At 42.8% G+C, this 19,141-nt stretch carries 20 protein-coding genes; 4 read left to right on the top strand and 16 right to left on the bottom strand.

What is annotated here, in order from left to right:
• Positions 1-19: 19 nt before the first annotated feature.
• The 7 genes from ABIB50_RS10505 to rpsT form a co-directional block, all read right to left on the bottom strand.
• The gene (locus ABIB50_RS10505) at positions 20-310 is read right to left on the bottom strand and encodes a hypothetical protein (RefSeq protein ID WP_429379653.1); all 291 of its coding nucleotides are present in this window, start codon (positions 308-310) and stop codon (positions 20-22) included.
• Positions 311-393: 83 nt separating this feature from the next.
• Positions 394-2,793, bottom strand: a complete 2,400-nt coding sequence (gene pheT, locus ABIB50_RS10500) for a phenylalanine--tRNA ligase subunit beta (RefSeq protein ID WP_429379652.1) — start codon at positions 2,791-2,793, stop codon at positions 394-396.
• Between the two features lie 139 nt (positions 2,794-2,932).
• Entirely contained in the window at positions 2,933-3,157 is a 225-nt protein-coding gene (locus tag ABIB50_RS10495; protein WP_429379650.1) for a hypothetical protein, read from the bottom strand.
• A gap of 210 nt (positions 3,158-3,367) precedes the next feature.
• Positions 3,368-4,117 (bottom strand): SDR family oxidoreductase, encoded by a 750-nt coding sequence (locus ABIB50_RS10490; RefSeq protein WP_429379648.1) that lies wholly within the window; start codon positions 4,115-4,117, stop codon positions 3,368-3,370.
• Positions 4,118-4,240: 123 nt separating this feature from the next.
• Complete coding sequence (locus ABIB50_RS10485) at positions 4,241-4,525, bottom strand: ArsR/SmtB family transcription factor (protein WP_429379646.1); 285 nt, start codon at positions 4,523-4,525, stop codon at positions 4,241-4,243.
• Positions 4,526-4,574: 49 nt separating this feature from the next.
• On the bottom strand, positions 4,575-5,273 hold the full coding sequence (gene radC, locus ABIB50_RS10480; RefSeq protein ID WP_429379644.1) for a RadC family protein: 699 nt from the start codon (positions 5,271-5,273) through the stop codon (positions 4,575-4,577).
• A 382-nt stretch (positions 5,274-5,655) separates the two neighbouring features.
• On the bottom strand, positions 5,656-5,910 hold the full coding sequence (gene rpsT / locus ABIB50_RS10475) for a 30S ribosomal protein S20 (RefSeq protein WP_429379642.1): 255 nt from the start codon (positions 5,908-5,910) through the stop codon (positions 5,656-5,658).
• A gap of 206 nt (positions 5,911-6,116) precedes the next feature.
• On the opposite strand from rpsT, the gene ABIB50_RS10470 reads away from it, so the two are divergent.
• The 4 genes from ABIB50_RS10470 (at position 6,117) to ABIB50_RS10455 (ending at position 9,870) form a co-directional block, all read left to right on the top strand.
• Positions 6,117-6,437 (top strand): phosphoribosylpyrophosphate synthetase, encoded by a 321-nt coding sequence (locus tag ABIB50_RS10470; protein ID WP_429379641.1) that lies wholly within the window; start codon positions 6,117-6,119, stop codon positions 6,435-6,437.
• A 26-nt stretch (positions 6,438-6,463) separates the two neighbouring features.
• On the top strand, positions 6,464-8,134 hold the full coding sequence (locus tag ABIB50_RS10465; protein ID WP_429379639.1) for a MutS-related protein: 1,671 nt from the start codon (positions 6,464-6,466) through the stop codon (positions 8,132-8,134).
• A gap of 64 nt (positions 8,135-8,198) precedes the next feature.
• Complete coding sequence (locus tag ABIB50_RS10460; protein WP_429379638.1) at positions 8,199-9,158, top strand: zinc dependent phospholipase C family protein; 960 nt, start codon at positions 8,199-8,201, stop codon at positions 9,156-9,158.
• A gap of 7 nt (positions 9,159-9,165) precedes the next feature.
• Positions 9,166-9,870: a TMEM175 family protein gene (locus ABIB50_RS10455; protein ID WP_429379637.1), complete on the top strand. Its 705-nt coding sequence runs from the start codon at positions 9,166-9,168 to the stop codon at positions 9,868-9,870.
• A 39-nt stretch (positions 9,871-9,909) separates the two neighbouring features.
• Here the strand turns inward: ABIB50_RS10455 and ABIB50_RS10450 are convergent, their stop codons facing one another.
• The 9 genes from ABIB50_RS10450 to ABIB50_RS10410 form a co-directional block, all read right to left on the bottom strand.
• Positions 9,910-10,548, bottom strand: a complete 639-nt coding sequence (locus ABIB50_RS10450; RefSeq protein ID WP_429379636.1) for a DedA family protein — start codon at positions 10,546-10,548, stop codon at positions 9,910-9,912.
• A gap of 43 nt (positions 10,549-10,591) precedes the next feature.
• Entirely contained in the window at positions 10,592-11,305 is a 714-nt protein-coding gene (locus ABIB50_RS10445; RefSeq protein ID WP_429379634.1) for a DUF4397 domain-containing protein, read from the bottom strand.
• A 2-nt stretch (positions 11,306-11,307) separates the two neighbouring features.
• Positions 11,308-11,976 carry a DUF4397 domain-containing protein gene (locus ABIB50_RS10440; protein WP_429379632.1) on the bottom strand — a complete coding sequence of 223 codons (669 nt, stop codon included), beginning with the start codon at positions 11,974-11,976 and terminating at the stop codon, positions 11,308-11,310.
• Positions 11,977-12,091: 115 nt separating this feature from the next.
• Positions 12,092-13,216: a DNA polymerase III subunit beta gene (gene dnaN, locus ABIB50_RS10435; RefSeq protein WP_429379630.1), complete on the bottom strand. Its 1,125-nt coding sequence runs from the start codon at positions 13,214-13,216 to the stop codon at positions 12,092-12,094.
• Between the two features lie 37 nt (positions 13,217-13,253).
• Positions 13,254-15,653, bottom strand: a complete 2,400-nt coding sequence (gene gldG / locus ABIB50_RS10430) for a gliding motility-associated ABC transporter substrate-binding protein GldG (protein ID WP_429379628.1) — start codon at positions 15,651-15,653, stop codon at positions 13,254-13,256.
• A gap of 104 nt (positions 15,654-15,757) precedes the next feature.
• On the bottom strand, positions 15,758-16,273 hold the full coding sequence (locus tag ABIB50_RS10425; protein WP_429379627.1) for an outer membrane beta-barrel protein: 516 nt from the start codon (positions 16,271-16,273) through the stop codon (positions 15,758-15,760).
• Positions 16,274-16,353: 80 nt separating this feature from the next.
• The gene (locus tag ABIB50_RS10420; RefSeq protein WP_429379625.1) at positions 16,354-17,061 is read right to left on the bottom strand and encodes an ATP-binding cassette domain-containing protein; all 708 of its coding nucleotides are present in this window, start codon (positions 17,059-17,061) and stop codon (positions 16,354-16,356) included.
• Positions 17,062-17,162: 101 nt separating this feature from the next.
• A complete protein-coding gene (locus tag ABIB50_RS10415; RefSeq protein WP_429379624.1) occupies positions 17,163-17,453 on the bottom strand; it encodes an FtsB family cell division protein in 291 nt (96 codons plus the stop codon).
• Between the two features lie 180 nt (positions 17,454-17,633).
• Positions 17,634-18,965: a DEAD/DEAH box helicase gene (locus ABIB50_RS10410; RefSeq protein ID WP_429379622.1), complete on the bottom strand. Its 1,332-nt coding sequence runs from the start codon at positions 18,963-18,965 to the stop codon at positions 17,634-17,636.
• Positions 18,966-19,141: the final 176 nt, after the last annotated feature.

Here is a 19,141-nt window from a genome sequence, read left to right as displayed (position 1 = left end):
AGCTTGTTCACTTTATGTACTACTTTTTCAGCAATACAATGCACTTATCTATTTCCTGCACAAATTCGTTAATTTTTTGTTTAATGTCAACACTTTTTTCATTTGTTTCTGAAAAAGATTTTGCAAGCTTCACCGCGCGCATCTTTTCGTCCAGCTCTTTTGTCTTGTTTTTGCTGGCATTTAAAGCAGATGTTAGTGTGTCATTTTCCAACTTTAACAAGTCGTTTTCCTCCTGCAAAGCAGCACAAAGTTCTATGAGTCTTTCGGTTTTCTCAATGACGTTACTTAACTGCGCAGCTGTTGATGACATGTATTTTAATTATCGATTTATTGGATTACTGAATTATTGAATTCCCTTTTAATCAGTAATTCAATAATTCACTCATTCATTAATTACTTCCTAATCTCCGCTCCCGCTTCCTTCTCTAAGTTATAAATTAATTTTTGCATGATGGCATCAATCGCTTTATCGGTTAAAGTTTTCTCGGCATCCTGGATGATGAAACTTAGCGCGTATGATTTTTTACCGGCAGGTAGCTTGTCCCCCTCGTAAACATCAAATACGTTAATGTCTTTTAACAGCTTGCGCTCGGTACGCTGGGCTATTTGTTTCAACTGGCCAAACGAAACCGATTTATCTATCAGCATCGACAGATCACGTTTTACCGCCGGGAACTTCGAAATGTCCTGGTAAACAATTTTGTTTTTCTTAACAAGCTGCATGATCTGGTCGAAACTAAAATCAGCATAAAAAACTTCTTTGTCCACGTCGGCTTTTTTCAAAGCGTCTTTAGCAACCGAGCCGAATTTTACCAGTGTCTTTCCGTTCTTAATATAGTTAAGTCCGTAAGCCATTTTTTTGCAGGTGCAATCCTCGATGGTTACATCCGTAATGTTAAGTTTTTGCAGGATGCCATCTACTATCGCCTTTAAATTATAAAACGTAACTGCTGTCGCTTTTTGGTTCCATTGTGCCGATGCTGTTGCGCCGCTCATGAAAATAGCGAAGCGCTGGCTCTCGTTATACTTATCGTCTTTAGTGCTGTAAACTTTACCGAACTCATAGAACTTGATATCAGCATTCTGGCGGTTTTGGTTATAGGCGATTGCTTCCAGGCCGGAGAACAGCATGGTTTGGCGCATCACGTCCAGGTCAGAGCTTAACGGGTTCAATATTTTTACTGCGGATTCCAGGTCGCTTGAGTAAGCTGACTTAGTTAAAGAGTTAGACATGATCTCGTTAAACCCATTGGCAGTTAACAAGTCACTCAGCAGGTTCTGTACCGTATCCTTTTCGGGCTTAGGCGATGCGCTAAGCGACGCACGAACCTGCGTTGGTATATAGATATTATTGTAACCGTAAATGCGCAGGATCTCTTCTATCACGTCCACATCGCGGGTTACATCCACACGGTAAGGCGGCACTTTTAAAATTAAGCCTTCGGCAGATTCGCTTACGATTTGGATATCCAGTGCTTTAATAATTGCTACTATCTCTTCGTGCGGAATAACCTGGCCTATCAAGCGATGAACGTTACTGTAGCTCAGGTCCACATCAAATGGTGCAACCGGGTTAGGGTATAAGTCGATGATGTTGGATGAGATCTGCCCGCCGGCAATTTCCTTGATTAATAGCGCGGCACGCTTTAAAGCGAAGATCACCATATCCGGGTCGGTACCACGCTCAAAGCGGAACGAGGCATCCGTTTTTAAGCCATGCCTTTTAGCTGTTTTACGTACCGATACCGCGTTAAAATAAGCGCTCTCTAAAAATATGCTGGTGGTGGTTTCTTTTACGCCCGATTCGGCACCGCCAAACACACCGGCAATACACATTGGCGCTTCGGCATTGCAGATCATCAGGTCGTCGGCAGATAGCTTGCGCTCTACACCGTCCAAAGTTTTAAATATTGTGCCTTCAGCGCAGTTCTTTACAATTACTTTATTGCCTTTTATCGCGTCGGCATCAAAGGCATGTAACGGCTGGCCAAGATCATGCATTACATAATTGGTAGCATCAACCACGTTGTTTATCGACCTTACGCCGATAATGGCCAAACGCTCTTTTAACCATTGCGGCGATTCTTTAACCCCGATACCCGAGATAGTTAAACCCGCATAACGCGGACTTGCAGCTTCATTCTCCACCACAACTTCGATAGGACGGTCTGTATTATCAATTTTAAAAGCAGAAATATCAGGTTTGGTGATGCCTATCTTCAGGAAAGCAGCAATATCACGGGCAGTACCTAAATGCGATACCGCGTCTGCACGGTTGGGGGTTAAGCCAATCTCGTACATGTAATCATCGTTCAGCTTAAAATAGTTTTTAGCCAGGCTGCCAACAACGGCATCATCAGCCAAAACCATTATACCGGCATGGTCGGTACCCAGGCCTATCTCGTCTTCGGCGCAGATCATCCCAAGGGATACTTCACCACGGATCTTTGATTCTTTGATCAGGAACGGCTCGCCGGTAACCGGATGCACCGTGGTGCCAACAGTAGCAACAACCACCTTTTGGCCCGCAGCAACATTAGCTGCGCCGCAAACAATTTGCAGGTCCTCCGCGCCGCCAACATCAACTTTGGTAACTTTCAGGCGGTCGGCATTGGGGTGTTGGGCAGTTTCTTTAACGTAACCAATTACCAGGCCTTCTAAACCGCCGGGTACAGCCTGTACTTTCTCCACGCTTTCAACCTCTAAACCGGTACCGGTTAATATGGTCGAAATTTGTTCGGGAGTTTTATCAGTATTAATAAATTCTTTGAGCCAATTATAGGATATCTTCATTACAACGAAACGATAATCGGCAAAGATAGGATTTGGAGCGGAAAGGCGAAAGCCTATTTAAGCTTAAAGCAGAAAGACCAAAGCTAAAAGCTTTTAATCTCGCTTCGCTTTGGTCTTTCTGCTTTAAGCCTTTAGCCTACTATTCGTCGTCGCCGGTATGATCGTCATCATCTAAATTTAGCGTGTACGATGGCTCTGAAGCTTCGTAAGCCTGGTCTAACGCGTCGATATCGGCCGTTTCTTCGCCTGCTTCATATTCAGCTTCGCTGTCAAATCCGTTCGAGTGGATATCCTGCTGGCTGGTTTGTTCAACATCTTCGTTTTCGGCGTCGTCTAATGGTATTTGGTCGTCTGGATTTATCATGATAATTTGTTTTGTTATAGAACGCCATAAGGCATTCGGTTGTTTTAAATAAAGGTAGCCAAATTTCTCCGGCTACCTTGTCATTCAAAACCAAAAATATGTCCCCTCAGGGTCTCTCGACAGAGGACCCTGAGGTATGAGCAAAGCTCAAGTCGGCCGCACAGTCACGCAGGGTCCTCTACGAGAGACCGCTGCTGGAACGTTGTATAATTAAAACCTGCTGAAACCGCCGTCCAATACCAGGTCGCCACCGATCATGTATTTCGAATCGTCAGACGCCAGGTATAAATAGCCTTCGGCAATTTCTTCAACATTACCCAGGCGTTTTGCCGGTACAATACCTGCCATGTAAGCTTTCATGCCGTCAACCTGTTCCACAGTCATTCCGTTACGCCCAAAAATCGGGGTTTCAATAGGGCCGGGAGATAACACGTTAACACGGATCTTACGGTCTGCTAATTCGGCCGAGAAGCCTCTTGCCAACGAAGTTACCGCAGCCTTGGTAGCCGCATAAGCTGACGCAGTAGCCATAGCCTTATTACTTACTGCCGACGAAGTAATGATAACCGATGCGCCATCATTTAAAAATGGCAATGCTTTTTGTACCGAGAAGAACGCGCCTTTAAAATTGATATCGCTGGTAGTATCAAACATTTCTTCGGTATAATCTGCCAACGGGGCGGCTACAAATACACCGGCGTTAACTACCAACACATCAATTTTACCAAAGGTCTCGGTTATTTGCTCGTACGATTTTGTAATACTGCCCAGGTCAGACACATCGCTTACTATCCCTATAATGTCTCCGCCAATTTCGTCTACCACTGCATCGATGGTAGTTTTATTACGACCGGTAATAGCAACCTTTGCACCTTGTGCCACATATAACTTTGCAGCTGCCAGGCCAATTCCGCTGTTACCACCTGTAACTACGGCTACTTTATTTTCTAACTTTTTCATTGCTTTTATTTATTGATTTATCTAAATTTATCGATATGTTTAATTATACTGTTTCCTTTTTTTATTACCAGTGTGTTTATTTATCGATTTATTTAAGAATATCGATAAATAAGTTAAATTTTTTTATCCCTGTAATTGATTTAAAAAATCAACATAAGCAGCAAGCACTTCTTTATTAACCTTGTACTTGGCATTACGGCCATCTTTCTCGGCTATTAAGATCTCGGCATCAACCAACTGGCTAATGTGGTGCGAGATGGTAGACTGCGCCAGTTCTATATTGCTTCCAATACAGGCACATTGCATCCACTCGCCATCACTACTCTTAGCCATCTCCATTATTTTTAAACGGTATGGATCGCCCAGTGCCTTTGAAATACGTTCTACTTTTTTATGATCTAAAATCATGATGCAAATATATCGACGGTTTTCGATTTAATATTCAAACTATTGTCATTTAAATTATAGCCTCATCCGCAAAGCTATAAAAGCCCTCATTGGTCACAATTAAATGATCCAGTACTTTTATATCAAGCAGCCGGCCGGCGTTGGCTATCTTCTTGGTAAGGTCAATATCCAGCTGGCTCGGCTTTAAATTGCCTGACGGATGGTTATGCGCCATTACTATTGATACCGCGTTATGCTGCAGGGCAAGGTTGAAGATGATCTTTGGGTCGGCCACGGTTCCGGTTAAGCCGCCTTTGCTTATTAATTCTTTAGCAGTAACCTTCCCGGCCTGGTTGAGCAGCAGGATCCAGAATTCCTCGTGGTTAAGGTCCATCAGGAATTTACGCAAAATATTGTAGGCATCTTTACTGCCTTTAATACTGTCCAATACCTTTACCTCCGTCTCGTTACGGCGGCGGCCTATTTCAAGCGCGGCAATAATAGAGATTGCTTTGGCTTCGCCGATGCCTTTAAACCGCGAAAGTTCTGCTATGGATGCTTTACCTAAATTATTAAGGTCGTTATCGTAATGGTGTAAAATACGTTTGCTCAGCTCGACCGCGCTCTCGCTGCGGCTGCCCGATCCTATCAGTATGGCAATCAGCTCGGCATCCGTCAGTGCACGGCGGCCCTGGCCGCTCAGCTTCTCGCGCGGACGGTCCTCTTCGGCCCATGATTTTATAGTGAACTTGTTGTCGTAGTTTTCCACGAGGTTAAAGTAGGGATTTGTTTGGAGAAATAAAAAAAGTTGTGAACACGCGCCGTCGACTCACCCGGTCTACGCTTCGCTGGACCACCCTCTCTTCGCCTTTGGCGGAAAGAGGGGAATAAAATAAAAAAGAACAACCCTCTTTCCCGCTTGCGGAAGAGAGGGTCGCGCACGAAGAGCCGCGGGGTAAGTCAGCGGCGCGCGTCCCTACCGCCAATGCCGCGTTAAGGATTGAAGCGGATACCGGCCTGCGCCTAAGGCCTGAAGGCGTATGAGCGGAAAGCCTGACCCGAAGGGTAACGCCCAAATAATCGCAAAACAAAAAAAGGCGATGAGCTCTAAACTCATCGCCTTTCGGGATTAAAATATTTTTAGTCAGCTATTAGCTTAACGCGTTTACAAATTTAGTAAGCTTCGATTTATTGTTTGAAGCTTTGTTTTTGTGGATAACGTTTTTCTTAGCTAAACGGTCAAGCATAGAGATCACTTTTGATAAAAGAGGAGCAGCATCAGCTTTGCTGGTAGTGGTTCTCAATCTCTTGATTGCGTTTCTTGTAGTTTTAGCCTGATAACGGTTACGTAAGCGCTTCGCAGCGTTAGACCTGATCCTTTTTATTGATGATTTATGATTTGCCATTTTTAGCTTGTTATTCTGTTCTTATTTAAGGACTGCAAATATAGGGTCTTTATTTTAAATAACAAATGCCTTTTTGAAAATAATTTTCAGATGGCATTTTATATATAAATATGTCATCCTATGTTTGTAAGGATGCTTTGATTTACATTTTCTTTTGACAAGTTATTTCCTAAATTTACTTCACATCTATCAACCAACAACATCCCATGAAACAAAAATTCCATTACGCCACCATCAGCGAAGCTATAACACAACTAAAAGCCCAGGGCTTTACGCTCGACTTTAATCTCCATAAAAATCGTTTTAAAGTTGGCGAGCATGAATATACCGCCGATGAGTTTGAAATTGTAGACCTGTACCGCTACGAAGGCCCATCAGACCCGGCAGACGAAGCCACAGTTTACGCATTAGCCAACAAAGCCGGGGTTAAGGGTATATTGGTAACCGGCTACGGCCCGTCTGCCGATGAAGAGTCGGAAGAAACTTTAAAGCACTTACATTATAAATATCACCAGGATCAGCAGTAACAACGGATATCGTAATTAACCTTTATATGCCGGTATTGTTACTCATTGTAATCATAATAGTTGTAATCCTATTAATATCAAGCCTGTCTAACAACGGCTCAGAAAAAAAGCTGGCTAAAATACGCGAGCGCTGGGGCAAGCCTATAGTGGCCAATCGCCGCTTTAACCTGATCTCGGCTTATTTAGACAATTGCGACGACGGCAACTATATTTCTGATAATACCGCCGCCGACCTCGACCTGGATGATTTGTTTACCTACCTGGACCGTACCAACTCCAAACCCGGCCAACAATATTTATACAAACAACTACATACATCAACCGTTGCTGAAACTTATTTTGATAGGCTTGAAAAGCAAATAGCGCATGTTAATCGCGATAAAGAACTGCGGGAACTTGCCGAATTAAAGTTATCAGACCTCAACAATTCTAACGCCTATTACCTGCCGGGATTGTTCAGTAAACTGCAGCAACCTTTGTATAAACCCGTGCTCAAGGCTTATATCAGTATAGCCCCGTTTTTAACTGTAGGGCTTATTATAAGTCTGGCTATAAGGCTAAACCAATATTCGTTTGTGTTGCTTTTGATAACGGTTATTGCCAATGTAGGCATCCATTTTTTGAATAAAATGAAGACGCTGGGCTACACCCCATCATTACCCCAGCTTTTAATTTTATATAATGTGGGCGACTGGCTGGCCGAAAAGAAATTATTAGAAGATACTAACGACGTTAAAAATAGCTTAGCCCATGTGGCTAAGCTTAAACGATCGTTAAGGTTTATCAATCTTCAAAACAAAATAGACGCTGACCCTACCGATGTTGCTTTTTTAATAAGCGAATGGTTTAAGATCCTGTTACTCCTGGAGCCTTTTATGTTTGTTACTTCTATAGACAGGGTAAACAAATACCTGGTGGATATTAAGACACTTTATGAGGCTGTGGCCAGGGTGGATATGGCTATTGCTATCCAATCAATAAGGGAAGGCGCATTATATTATTGTAAGCCTCAATTTGCTAACGCCCGCGATAATATCGTGATTAAAGATCTATACCATCCACTAATAGATAACTGTGTACCAAACTCTATAAATATTGATAACCGGCAAGGCGTTTTAATTACGGGGTCAAATATGTCCGGCAAGACAACATTTATCAGGGCAGCGGCTATAAACGCAATAGTAGCGCAAACCATTAATACCAGCTTCGCCCGCGAATATTGTTCGCCACCGTTACAAATATTGACCAGTATCAACATGAGTGACGACCTGGGCGAAAGCAAAAGTTATTTCCAGGCAGAAGCGTTGTCCATCAAAACTATGATTGACGATATTAAATCGCGTCAACCCATAAACAGCCTGGTTATCATTGATGAGATTTTTAGAGGCACCAATACCATCGAGCGGGTTGCGGCGGCAAAAGCCGTGCTCTCTTACTTTATTAAAAACAAAGGCTTTGTATTTGTATCAACCCATGACCTGGAGCTTGCCGAACTGCTTGGCGAAGATTATAAGGTGTTTTCGTTCGAGGAAATTATGGGCGATGACCAATTGATATTTGATTACAAGATTAAAGAGGGCTTGCTTAAAAACAAGAACGGGATAGCTGTTTTACAAAGACTGGGGTATCCGGATAGTATAATTGATGAGGCCAATAAGTTGAGCGTTCAATTACGCGCTAAGTATGATCTGTCCTGATAAATTGATATTAAACTTATCCGCTAATCTTCTTATTTTGATACTTTAAATCGAATCATAGAAAATGAAACTATCCGCCAGGATCATCACAGGACTATTATTAATTACACTCTGCTCGTCTTGGGGATTCTTTGCGCATTACCGCGTTAACCGGTTGGCTGTTTTTATCCTCCCTAAAGCCATGTCGGGGTTTTACAAGGCCAATATCGGTTTCATTACCGAACATGCCATAAGCGCGGATAAGAAGCGCTATGTGGACTCGACCGAGGCCCCTCATCACTTTTTAAATGCAGATCATTTTGGCAAGAACCCTTTTCGCTTAATTCCCGAGCGTTGGGATGACGCGGTGGTTAAATATTCTGAGGACACGTTAAAGAAATACGGTACCGTACCTTGGACCATCCAGTATAATTATTATAAATTAGTTAATGCATTTAAAGGGCATGATACCACAGGCATCCTGGTCGCGTCAGCCAACCTGGGGCATTACATTGCAGATGCGCACGTGCCGCTGCACCTCACCCAAAACTATAACGGGCAGCTTACCAACCAAACCGGCCTGCATGCCCTGTGGGAAAGCCGCATACCCGAACTTTTTGCCAATAATTATAATTGCTATGCCGGCAAAGCACGCTATATCGAAAATCCGTTAAAAGAAGCTTTTATTATTTGCCGAACATCGTTTAACGAGGTTGATTCGGTTTTGCGGATAGAGCGAATTTTGAATAAAACCTATCCTACTGCCAAAAAGTACGCTATGGTAATGCATGGTAAAAAAGCCATTAAGGATTATTCGGCTGCTTATAGCCTGGCTTACCAGCGGGCAATGCGGGGCATGGTGCAGCGGCGCATGCGCTCGACGGTGTTAGCTGTGGGGAGTTATTGGTACTCGGCCTGGGTTGATGCCGGGCAGCCCGATCTGAATAAATTAATTAAACAACCTTTAAGTGAGGCTGAGATGCATAAAATTCAAAAAGAAGAAGCTATTTTTAAGGCAGGTAAAATAGCACCCTACCTTAATTAACTTAACTATGAGAGAAAAGATAGCCCGCGCAACCAAAAAAACCGACTCAATTACCTGGCGCAGTCATGAGCCATCGCGTATTGAAACTTTTAGCGATGCCGCCTTCGCGTTCGCGATAACACTTATTATCGTATCGCTTGAAGTACCTACAAAATTTCATGAACTAATGGAGACCATGAAAGGTGGAGTTAGCTTTGCACTGTGCTTTGCATTATTATTCAATATATGGAACAGCCAGAACGTGTTTTTTAGAAGGTATGGACTTACAGACAGTTTCACAATTGCTATAAATGCTGTATTACTTTTTGTAGTTCTGATTTATACCTACCCTTTAAAATTTCTATTTGAATTAATAACCTCCCTACCGGCGAAACAGGCCACCATGATAGAACCCGGGCAAATACAGCCACTAATGTTAATTTACAGCGCAGGGCTGATAACTATTTACTTGTTATTTTTCCTGATGTATCGCCATGCCGAAAGATGGGCAGAGCATCTGAAGCTTACACCGATTGAACTTTATGAGACCCGGACAAACAAATACATGAACGTAATTTGCATGGCGATTGGCCTGGTAGCTATTAGTATGGCGCTATTAGTCCCTGGAAAAGCAGGAATGTCTGGCTTTGTGTATTGCACTTTCCCTATAGCTTACTCGACTTGGTTTGGATATCGCGGTAAGAAAAGAAGGAAATTATTTCCGAAAGAATAATCGTAAACGCAATGTTTTGCGTTTCGCTCTACGGTATTATTACTTTTTACCGCTCCTAAAAGCTGCAATAATCGGTGGGATAATCGATACAATAATAATAGCAATACCAATCAGCGAAAAATGCTCCTTAAAAAAAGGCACATTACCCAGCATATAGCCCGCGAACAGGAAAAGTACTATCCAGCTAACACCACCTATAATATTGTATATACTATAACGTAAAAACGGCATCCGCCCTACCCCGGCCACAAAGGGGGCAATGGTACGTATTATAGGCATAAACCGGCTAAATATTACAGCCTTGCCGCCATGCTTATCAAAGAAGGCTTTGGTTTGCAGGTAATAATCCAGCTTTAGTATCTTATTTTTTTCTTTAAATACTTTGGGGCCAAGATAATTGCCTAAGGTATAATTTACCGTATTACCCAAAAACGCAGCTACGATTAGTATAGCGGCCAAAACATAAATATCCAAACCCGATGCACCGCCGGCTATTAACGCACCTGCCGCAAACAATAAGGAGTCGCCGGGTAAGAATGGGGTTACTACAAAACCGGTTTCAGCAAAAATAATGGCGAATAGTATCAGGTAGGTCCACCCTTGGTATTGGCTGGTAATTTGTACCAGGTGCTTATCAATATGTATGATAAAATCGAGGATCGCTTTTAGTATTTCCAATGGATTTAAATTGGGGCAAAAATATAAATATATCTGGTAACGGTTACCTGTTGTTTAAGATACCGGCGCCAAAGGCTACCGAGTCGGCACCATTAGCTATACCCCTGCAATATAAGGTATACACTTTTCCGTTAACAATGGTAACACTTTGCAAGGTCGAGATAACGGTGCTTGAACCAGTAGGCATTATTTTAAAATCATAATTACCAGCCGGCATTTCAACAAATGGCGATACCTTTTTATATCCTAAGTTCTTAAAGGCGATAGTGCCATTGGCAGTTACATCAAACCCGGCAGACCGTGGCGAAGCGTTAACAAAGCGCACCCTTCCGCGCCCGGCAGCTGGCGTTGCAGAGGTATCTATTGTAAATATGGAGGTTACTGTACTATCAGACCTTAAGCCGGTAACAAACAATGTGTACTTAAAATTAGATTTTAAAACTGTATCTAATGATATAAAATTGGTGCTCGATATCAACGGCGAGTACGACCTGATCTGTATTGGTGTATCCAGGTTATTTAATGAAAAATATCCCGACGGGTTAGGGTATGAAAATGGTGTATTATTTTGTTTGATGTAGCCTACCAATAAGTTTACAGGCTGCAAGTCGGGGCTTAGGTTTACCACCTGCATTTGTATTTTTGATTGTGAGGGAGAAACCGAACCACTTTTCCCGCACGAGGCAATAAACGGCACTATCATTATGCCTGCACAGCACAAAAACAGAAAAACCATAACCTTATTTTTATTACCCATTTTTACTGTAATGTTAAAATACGCGCGCCCAATACATTATTTCCTGTTCCATTTGATACACCTTTGAGATACAATGTATATAAATTATTACCGGCAAGCGTTAGTGTGCCCGAAGCTAATAAAGTTGTTGTACCTGATTGATATATTGACATCGCAACTTTTCCGGCTTCCATCGCTACAAAAGGTGTTGCCGATTTAAAACTACGGTTTTTATAGTTAAACCCGCTGCCAATGGCAATATCAACATTAACATTACCCGGCGACGCATTTACAAATCGTATCCTGGCTAATGCATCTATCCGGATCGTATCCGTTATCATAAACACTTTGTCAGGCGATTCGCCGGCAAAAAACATAGTATACCTGATTGTATCTTTTTTTATAGTAAAAGGAACGTTGACCAATGTATTAGCGCTGCCTGCTTTTTTAAATTGAAAATTCTGGTCGCCAACAATTACTGATAAATTACTTAATTGCCCAAAAGGATATAAGTTTGATGTATTATTTAAACGGGTACCGTTCTGGTAAAAGTTAAGCGTATCTGTACTTGCATTAACTACCGTTAATGTGGTTGATAGGTTACCGACAAACGTATCATCAGGTACTTTTGTACAGGCCGATAAACCTATAACAACAAAGGCGAAAACTAAAAGTACTGCGCTGATCTTCATAAAATAACTGCCGATGCTATATAACTGCTTATTGTAGGTTTTGTTATCCGGCTTAACAAAAAAGTCCGGTTTTTACGCCCGGACTATGATTTATATCTGTGTAAAATACATTTACTTATGCGTAGCTGTTAAGCATTACCGGCATTACCAGCATCAGCACGTCTTCGTTCTCATCACCGCCTTGTGGCAGCAACAGGCCCGCACGGTTTGGGGTCGACATTTCTAATGATACTTCTTCGCCGCTTAAATTTTTAAGCATTTCTATCAGGAAACGGGCGTTAAAGCCTATCTCCATATCTTCACCTTCATACTGGCAGCCTAAACGCTCGTGCGCCTCGTTTGCAAAGTCAATATCTTCTGATGATATATGCAACTCGCTGCCCGTTATTTTTAACCTAACCTGGTGCGTGGTTTTGTTAGCGTAAATGGCAACACGGCTTAACGAGCCTAAAAATGCCAAACGGTCAATGCTTAATTTATTAGGGTTATTTAATGGAATAACCGCTTCATAATCAGGGTAGCGCTCATCAATTAAGCGGCAAACCAGGTTAATGTTGTTAAATTTAAAGAACGCGCTGGTGCTGTTGTACTCAACTGATACATTTACATCGTCGGTTGGCAAAGCCGATTTTAGCAGCGTTAATGCCTTTTTAGGCAGGATGAATGAGGTTGTGCTTTCGGCTTTGGCATCTAACCTGCGGTAGCGTACCAGCTTGTGTGCATCTGTAGCTACAAAGGTTAAATACTGGCTTGATAACTGGCAATAAACACCTGTCATGGCCGGGCGCAGCTCGTCATTACTTACTGCGAAAATAGTTTTGTTAATAGCTTCTGCTAAAACAGATGCAGGTAAGTTTACAGATGAAGCGTTCTCAACCGTCGGGATCTTAGGGAAGTCCTCGCCGTTTTCGCCGCTTAATTTATATTTACCGTCGCCGGCGTTTATCTCTATAGCAAACGTAGCATCATCAACCGAAAAAGCCACCGGCTGCTCTGGCAATGATTTTAAGGTTTCTAACAATATGCGCGATGGGATAGCTATCCTGCCATTTTCTTTAGCCTCAACGGTTAAAGATGTAGTCATGCTGGTTTGCAGATCGGTGGCAGAAATAGTTAAGTTTCCATCCTTTATCTCAAACAAAAAGTTTTCCAGTATAGGCAATACGGTACTGTTACTTAATGCACCGCTTACAGACTGTAATTGCTTTAATAAAGTTGATGTTGAAACTATGAATCTCATATATAAATTTAGTGTTAATTAGTCAAAAGTATAAAATTTAATGAGCATACTTTCGCTTGCGCGTATAATGTTGAAAAATAGCAAATATTAACACTAATAACAAAGGAATAGTAGTATTAATAATTTGCCAGTATAATTTTTCGCCACGCACGCGGGCACGGTTCAACAGGCGCAGTTTGATCTCTTTATTTCGCAAAGCGATAAGGCCCGAGTCGTCGGTCATGTAATCGGCAATATTTAACAATAAGTTTTTGTTGCCAAAGGTTTGGCGGGTATAATGGTCATAACCTAACGGGTATGGCGAGCCATCGGCCGCTAAGTCATTTTTAAACACATCGCCATCACTTATCACAATCATTTTAGTGGGTTGGCTCTCATTTTTTATAGCTATATTTTCGCCTACGCCATCGGGCGCTGACCGGTTTTTAAAATCGGACGTAAACTTACCTTCCAGTAAAACACCGGTAACCTTTGGTACGCTTTGGAAAGCCTTCGGATCGGGCTCCTGCTCTATAGCCTGCAATGATAACAGGTGCGGCGCAGAGATTTTTTTATTATAGGGTGATGACGCTAAAAGAATAGTCTTTGCAATATCTTTAGTTTCCAAAATATCAATGGTACTTACAAATTCGCTGCGGATACCATCCAGGTTTTTGATGATAGGGTGTTTTGCAAGCGGCATAAATATAGGGTAGAACAACCAGGGCACCAATTGTATTTGCGCCTGCCCGCCAATACTGCCGGTGTTGATTGGTATTTGCGCCGCGCTGATATCGGCTATCAAATCGTAATTTATGCGGATACCGTATACAAACAGTTGGTCGTCTAAGTTTAATTGTTTGGGGAAGGCCAGTTGCTCGCCGCCGTGGCCCTGCAGGCTGTCCAGCTCGGCGCTAACCTGGTCAATCGTCCACACTATTTTACCGCCGCGCATCAGGTACTGGTCAAGTTTAAATTTTTCGGCTTCGGTAAATGGCTTATTGGGCTTGGGCACAACCACCAGTTTGATCTTCATCAAACTATCAAACGGTATAGTGTTCAACTCGATACGCCCCACCAAAAAACCGTCAGACAATCCGCTCATGGCGCCGTCTAACTGGGCATCTTTTAATTCATCATGCCCGATGGTAAACCCTATACGCGGCTTACCCTCTTTAGTCACTTTTTTTATGGCAGATGTAAAGGCATATTCTAAATTCTGGATGGAATTATTTAAAACTTCATCGGCGGTAAGCCCCATTTGGCTTTGCTGGTACAACAGCGTAACCGGCAGGTCCTTACCATTGGCAGATACGATAGCTGCCGGGAAGATGGTTTTCTGTGTTACACCGTCATCCGTTTTAACGCTAAGGGCAGTTGCTTCAACGCCGCGCGTATGTAAGTCGTTTACCGCCTGTTCCTGCTGCTCTGGCGATAATCCTTTCAGCGGGTCAATAAACTCAAACTGCAGCTTGTGGTGGCTATAGGCCTGCAGATCTATCAGCATATCATTGGTAGCGCGTTGCAGGCGTTTCATACCCCCGGTAAGGTCGCCTTTCAGGTAAACTGTAACCTTAACCGGTTTATCAAGGCTATCCAACACCTTACGGCTAACCGGCGATATGCTATAACGCCCCTCTTTGGTAAAATCAAAACGGGTAAATATGGTATTGCTAAATATCGCGACAGCAAACATAATACCCGCTGCACTTAGCATAATAGTTCTGTTTAAACTTTTTTGCTGCTGCCTTAACAATACAAACAACGTTAGCCAGATAAATGCGGCAGTTAATATGATAAAATAAGCCAGGTCTCGGGTATCTAAAACACCGCGGCTTACCGCCTGGTAATGCTCTGTTATACCCAGGCTTTGGATACCTGAGCTTTGCAACGATAATAATCCGCTTAACGAGTCAAATCCGCTGTAAAAAAAGAAACAAAGAAATATGGCTACAGTAAAGGCTATGATCTGATTTTTGGTAATTGCCGAGGCGAACAAACCTATGGCAGCAAATGCCGATCCCAATAAAAACAAACCGATATAAGAGCCAATAACGGCCCCGGTATCAATATTACCCTGCGGGATACCCAACGTGTAAACTGAGTAATAATAGACCAGCGTTGGCACCAACGCAAACAGCACAATTATTACCGTGGCAAAATATTTGCCCAATACAATTTGCAGGTGGGTTAACGGCCGGGTTAACAGCAGCTCGAAAGTACCGGCATTACGTTCCCCGGCTAACGACCGCATAGTGATGGCGGGGATAAGGAACATGAACAAATAGGGTGCCGTGCTGAATAGGCTGTCTAATGCTGCATAGCCATAATCCAGGATAGATGAATCCGGGAAAACCCATAAAAGCAGGCCCAGTACTAACAGAAAAACGCCAATAGTAACATAGGCTACTAATGAACTGAGATAAGCGGTTATTTCTTTTTTGAGGATACTATACACTGCAAAGCCTTAAACGCCGAATTTACAACAATATTTGCTAATGGTATTCAATCAAAACAAAAAAGCTCCCGGTTTGCCGGAAGCCTTTTGTGAGTAATTATAAATTAAAAACTATATGCTATACGTAGCGCTATCTGGCTAATTGTTGTACTGCCTTTAGACCAACCCTCATAACGTATACCTAAATCTGCGCCGCTACCAAATTCGACACCAATACCGGGCGCGTAGGCAAAAGCAGTACCGCCACCGCTGTTGGTTGATATAGCTGCTCCTAATTGTCCTTCGCCATAGACAATACTATTAAAGAAATATTTGATACCTGCCTTCAAAGGCACGAAGCCTTCGCCCGATGAGGCAACTCCAAAGCCTAAGGTTGCGGTTTTAAAATCATTATTATACGGTAAATAAGTATAACCGCCTGATACAGTAAAAAGCATCTTATCTGCTATAGGGTGATTATATTTTAATGACGCGCCAAAAGCAAAATCAACGAACTTGCTAAAGTCGCCTGTTATTTTGCCAGCCTCAAGGCCAATACTAAATTTGCCGCTTGTTTTTTGTGCTAAAGTACTTAATGTTGTACCGGCTACTAAAGCCAGGATAAGTAATATTTTTTTCATGGATATAATGGGTTAATTGGTATAGCACAAAACTATAAAAACGAAATTAATATGCAACAAGCTTACACAAGTCAATTATATTATTGATTGGTCAATTTAATAAATATATCTTCCAACGAGGTTTTCCCATTTGCTCCCTTTAGGTTTTTAAGGCTGTCATCAGTTACAATTTTACCTTTGTTGATAATGATAACGTGATTGCACACCGCCTCCACCTCCTGCATGATATGGGTTGACAGGATCACGGTTTTGGTTTTACCCAAATCTGTTATTAACTGGCGGATACTGATAAGTTGATTTGGGTCGAGGCCCGAGGTAGGCTCATCCAATATCAACACCTGCGGATCATGCAAAATAGCCTGTGCCAGGCCCACCCGCTGGCGGTAGCCTTTTGATAGCTGGCCTATTTTTTTATGCTGCTCGGGGCCAAGGCCGGTCATTTCAATTACATCGGCTATGCGTTTAGCCGGCTCATGCAGTTGATGAATATCCGCTATAAATGCAAGCGACTCCTTAACATACATATCCGTATAAAGCGCGTTACTCTCAGGCAGGTAACCAATACAGCGTTTAACTTCAGTGGGGTGTGTAGCCACATCAAATCCGCATACGTCGGCCTTGCCGCCGGTTGCGGGGATAAACCCGGTAAGAATCTTCATGGTGGTTGATTTACCCGCGCCATTGGGGCCTAAAAAACCCAGTACGCCCGGCGCTGCACTAAAGCTGATATTATTTACCGCCTTTTGTTCGCCATAAATCTTTGTTAAACCTTCAACACGGATGCTCATGGTTCAAATGTAGTAAAGCCCCCTCTAAATCTCCCCCGGTTGGGGAGACTTTTTAAAAACTTTTTTTATAGCCCTCCCTACCGGGGAGGGTTGGGTGGGGCTTATTTCTCTTTTACAACCACAAAAACATCCTCATTATCCTTCCGCATCAGGTATTTTTCGCGGGCAAATTTTTCGAGTTTCTGGGGATCAGAGGTCAATTCGTCAAGGTCCCTGGCAACTTTAACGTTTTGGGTTTTGTAGAAATCGCGCTGTTCTTTAAGGCCGTTAACCTCCTGGCGATACTGGTATTGAGACAGCAGATCGTTCTTATCAAAAAAAACCATCCATACCACGAATGCTACCGTACACAGGAAAAACTTATTTTTAAAAAGATCTATCAGGCGTTTCATACCGTTCAAACGTAATTTTTATAAAATTAGGTAAAAAGTTTACCTGCTGCAAATATGCTTATTAACTTATTAACAAAACCCAAATGTCATCTCGAGCATAGCGAGAGATCTATACATTTGCTACTTACGTGTGTATAGATCTCTCGCTATGCTCGAGATGACAAATTTATTATTTGATCACTATCTCCTGTTACCGCTTGGCCTGCCGCCGCTCATGCTGCCGTCAGACGATGGCTTACCGCCACCGCTGCCACCCCGGTTACCGCCAGCAGGGCGCTTATCGGCCCTGCCAAAAGCACGGCCACGTTTTTGTCCGCCGCCTTTGCCTTTCGGTTTATCCTTATTGGCGGCATGGTTAGCCACAATACTCTGCGGACTCATCACATACGGATGCTCAGCATTAACCGGGATCTCTTTGCCTATCAGTTTATGGATGTCTCTTAAAAATTCAATCTCCTCGGCATCGCAAAAAGTTAATGCAATACCACTTGCTCCCGCTCTGCCGGTACGGCCAATACGGTGTACGTAAGTTTCGGGGATGTTCGGGATCTCGTAGTTGATAACGTGGGTAAGCTCATCAATATCAATACCGCGAGCGGCAATATCGGTAGCAATTAACACGCGGGTAGTACGATTTTTAAAGTTTGTTAAAGCCCGCTGACGCGCATTTTGCGATTTATTACCGTGGATAGCCTCGGCAGTAATGTTAAGCTTATGCATATCCTTAACCACCTTATCGGCACCATGTTTGGTGCGGGTAAATACCAGCGCGGTTTTAATATCTTTATCTTTTAATATGTGGGCAAGTAAAGAACGCTTATCGTTCTTCTCTACATAATATAACTCCTGCTGAATAGTATCAGCTGTTGATGATACCGGCGTAACCTCTACCCTTTCAGGGTTGGTTAATATGCTATCCGCCAAATGCTGAATTTCTTTAGGCATAGTAGCCGAAAAGAACAACGTCTGCCTTTTAGCCGGCACTTTAGCTATGATCTTTTTAACATCGTTTACAAAACCCATGTCCAGCATACGGTCGGCTTCGTCCAAAACCAGCATTTTTATCTGGTCAAGGTGTACAAAGCGTTGCTGCATCAGGTCTAATAAACGGCCCGGAGTAGCCACTAAAATATCAATACCACGGCGCAAGGCATCAACTTGTGGATTTTGCGATACACCGCCGTAAATAACCAGGTGTTTCAGTCCTGTATGTTTACCATAAGCGGCAATGCTCTCGTTTATCTGGATAGCCAGTTCGCGCGTTGGGGTAAGTATCAGCGCCTTAATGGTTTTTTGTTCTTTGTGTTGTAGCCTGTCCTGGTATAATAACTGTAAAATAGGTATAGAGAAAGCAGCCGTTTTACCGGTACCGGTTTGCGCGCAGCCTAAAAGGTCGCGGCGTTGCAGTACAATGGGTATGGCTTGCTCTTGTATAGGCGTAGGTGTAGTATATCCCTCAGTTTTTAAAGCCCTGAGAATTGGCTCAATCAATTTTAAATTTTCGAATGACATGTATTGTTTCTTAATATTATATGCTAACGCGATTGCATAGCGGATCTGAAGAGTTTGTCGGTGATCAAAACCGTAAGCTAACGGGTATTAAATTATTTTTGCGAAGATACGGTTTTTAATTGGGATGTGGGTATTGCGGCTTCGTTACTGAAACGCGTCGACTCACCCGGTCTGCG

It is taken from the genome of Mucilaginibacter sp. UYCu711 (assembly GCF_050433825.1).
GTDB lineage: Bacteria > Bacteroidota > Bacteroidia > Sphingobacteriales > Sphingobacteriaceae > Mucilaginibacter.
The sequence above is the reverse complement of the archived record's forward strand: the minus strand, read 5'-3'. Positions and strand labels throughout refer to the sequence as shown.

Coding starts and splice junctions, on each gene's coding strand:
- ABIB50_RS10505 (WP_429379653.1), bottom strand. CDS start 310: ATGTCATCAACAGCTGCGCAGTTAAGTAACGTCATTGAGAAAACCGAA.
- pheT (WP_429379652.1), bottom strand. CDS start 2,793: ATGAAGATATCCTATAATTGGCTCAAAGAATTTATTAATACTGATAAA.
- ABIB50_RS10495 (WP_429379650.1), bottom strand. CDS start 3,157: ATGATAAATCCAGACGACCAAATACCATTAGACGACGCCGAAAACGAA.
- ABIB50_RS10490 (WP_429379648.1), bottom strand. CDS start 4,117: ATGAAAAAGTTAGAAAATAAAGTAGCCGTAGTTACAGGTGGTAACAGC.
- ABIB50_RS10485 (WP_429379646.1), bottom strand. CDS start 4,525: ATGATTTTAGATCATAAAAAAGTAGAACGTATTTCAAAGGCACTGGGC.
- rpsT (WP_429379642.1), bottom strand. CDS start 5,910: ATGGCAAATCATAAATCATCAATAAAAAGGATCAGGTCTAACGCTGCG.
- ABIB50_RS10470 (WP_429379641.1), top strand. CDS start 6,117: ATGAAACAAAAATTCCATTACGCCACCATCAGCGAAGCTATAACACAA.
- ABIB50_RS10465 (WP_429379639.1), top strand. CDS start 6,464: ATGCCGGTATTGTTACTCATTGTAATCATAATAGTTGTAATCCTATTA.
- ABIB50_RS10460 (WP_429379638.1), top strand. CDS start 8,199: ATGAAACTATCCGCCAGGATCATCACAGGACTATTATTAATTACACTC.
- ABIB50_RS10455 (WP_429379637.1), top strand. CDS start 9,166: ATGAGAGAAAAGATAGCCCGCGCAACCAAAAAAACCGACTCAATTACC.
- ABIB50_RS10445 (WP_429379634.1), bottom strand. CDS start 11,305: ATGGGTAATAAAAATAAGGTTATGGTTTTTCTGTTTTTGTGCTGTGCA.
- ABIB50_RS10440 (WP_429379632.1), bottom strand. CDS start 11,976: ATGAAGATCAGCGCAGTACTTTTAGTTTTCGCCTTTGTTGTTATAGGT.
- dnaN (WP_429379630.1), bottom strand. CDS start 13,216: ATGAGATTCATAGTTTCAACATCAACTTTATTAAAGCAATTACAGTCT.
- ABIB50_RS10425 (WP_429379627.1), bottom strand. CDS start 16,273: ATGAAAAAAATATTACTTATCCTGGCTTTAGTAGCCGGTACAACATTA.
- ABIB50_RS10420 (WP_429379625.1), bottom strand. CDS start 17,061: ATGAGCATCCGTGTTGAAGGTTTAACAAAGATTTATGGCGAACAAAAG.
- ABIB50_RS10415 (WP_429379624.1), bottom strand. CDS start 17,453: ATGAAACGCCTGATAGATCTTTTTAAAAATAAGTTTTTCCTGTGTACG.
- ABIB50_RS10410 (WP_429379622.1), bottom strand. CDS start 18,965: ATGTCATTCGAAAATTTAAAATTGATTGAGCCAATTCTCAGGGCTTTA.